2 protein-coding genes are annotated in these 2,048 nt (G+C 46.8%); both read left to right on the plus strand.

What is annotated here, in order from left to right; translation table 11 throughout:
* Positions 1–1,308, plus strand: a 1,308-nt coding sequence (locus ACFIMC_RS10075; protein WP_375680841.1) for a PBSX family phage terminase large subunit, incomplete at its 5' end; no start/stop codon positions are given.
* On the plus strand, positions 1,293–2,048 hold a 756-nt coding region (locus tag ACFIMC_RS10080), incomplete at its 3' end, for a portal protein (protein WP_375630787.1). The genes ACFIMC_RS10075 and ACFIMC_RS10080, both read left to right, overlap by 16 nt.

Raw genomic sequence — 2,048 nt, forward strand, 5'->3', positions numbered from 1 at the left:
ATTGTACCAAAACTTATCCCTATTTTTGATGGGGATGCTTTGGTACGAGCGGCGTGGGGTGGACGAGGGTCTGGAAAGACAAGATCATTTGCATTGATGGCTGCTTTAAAAGGCTATCAATTTGGTATGCAGGGGATATCGGGGACCATTCTTTGTGCACGTCAGTTTCAGAATTCTTTGGCAGAAAGTTCATTGGAGGAGATTAAGCGCGCCATTGAAGCGCACGACTTTTTAAAGGACTATTACAAGGTTGGGGAATCGTCGATTAAGTCGATAGATGGTCGCGTAGCCTTTCAGTTTTCTGGTCTTGACCGTAATATTGCGAGCATTAAATCGATGGGGCGCATTTTGCTTTGTTGGGTTGATGAGGCAGAGCCGGTAACAGAGACGGCTTGGCAGACGCTTATTCCAACGTTGCGAGAAGAAGGCGAGGGGTGGCGAGCAGAGTTATGGGTGACATGGAACCCGTTGCGAGAGAATGCCCCCGTTGAGAAGCGGTTTCGCTTTTCAGACAATGAGGCAATCAAGCGTGTGGAGATTAACTGGTCAGACAATCCGAAGTTTCCCAAGATCTTGAATGAAGCGCGGCTTGATGATCTGAGAAACCGCCCAGAGACCTATAAGCATATCTGGGAAGGGGCTTATCTTACAGCGGTTCAAGGCGCTTATTATCAAAAGGAAATGTTGGCAGCCGAGCAAGAGGGGCGGATAGGGCGTGTTGCTCGTGATCCTTTAATGCAGATACGCGCCTTTTGGGATATTGGGGGGACAGGCGCCAAGGCAGATGCCACGGCGATATGGATAGCACAGTTTGTGGGGCGAGAAATTAGAGTGCTTAATTATTACGAAGCACAGGGACAGCCATTATCCGAGCACATAGGCTGGTTACGTCAGAATGGCTATGAGAAGGCATTGATGGTTCTCCCCCATGATGGTGCAACAAGAGACCGTGTACACAATGTGAGTTTTGAGAGCGCTCTTAAACAGGCAGGCTTTCAAACAAAAGTTATCCCTAATCAGGGAGCAGGGGCTGTTAAGATACGTATAGAAACAGTCCGCCGTGTTTTGCCTTCTGTTTGGTTTAATGAGAAGACGACAGTAGCAGGACGTAAGGCACTGAACTGGTATCACGAGAAATGGGATGAGAAGCGTAATATTGGCTTAGGAGCAGAGCATGATTGGTCCAGTCATGGGGCAGATGCCTTTGGACTGATGTGTATTTCATACAAACCACCAAAAGAAATACAAAAGCGACCAGCTTATAGCGGCAGAACGGAATATGAGAGTACCTCATGGATGGCAGAATGATGCATGATGATGAACGTTTAGAGAAAGACAGCAATGTATCTGATCTCTCTCATGAAGGTTTGTTTCGTAAGCTTGTGAGCTGGTACAAAGAAGATGTGGAGCATGTGAACAAATGGCGTGAACATGCGCGGGAGGATTTTGGTTTTTACAATGGTGATCAATGGAATGAAGAAGATTTATCGGCGTTAAAAAAGCAACGCCGCCCCGTTATGACTTTTAATCGTATTGCTCCGCTTGTGAATGCTGTTGTGGGTTCAGAACGCAACAATAAGCGAGAAGTGCAATTCATTCCTCGTCAAATAGGGAAGGCATTGCCAAGTGAATTGCTTACAGGAGCAGCAGAATGGTTTCGCGACATGGCACATGCTGAATATGCAGATAGTGATGCTTTCCAAGATGCTGTCATTTGTGGAATGGGGTGGACTGATACCCGCCTTGATTATGAGAACAGCCTCGATGGTGAACCGGTCATTACGCGTTTAGATCCTTTAAAAATGGTCTGGGATAGTGCGGCAGTGCAACCGAATTTAACCGATGCACAACGTTTGTGGTATGTAGACCGCAAGCCGTTAGAAGTAGCTAAGCAGATGTTTCCCAAATCTCATTGGACAGAGCTGAGTGCAGATTGGGCAAGGGATGGGAGCTCTCATGAAGGTGTTCACCATAATGATCTTGATTATTACAGTGATGAAGGGAGCATTGATGTTGAAAACGGTCGTCGGATGGTCACGCTTGTTGAA

Origin of the sequence: Bartonella sp. AP21QHHD (assembly GCF_042196205.1) — a bacterium.
In the GTDB taxonomy this organism is placed as follows: domain Bacteria; phylum Pseudomonadota; class Alphaproteobacteria; order Rhizobiales; family Rhizobiaceae; genus Bartonella.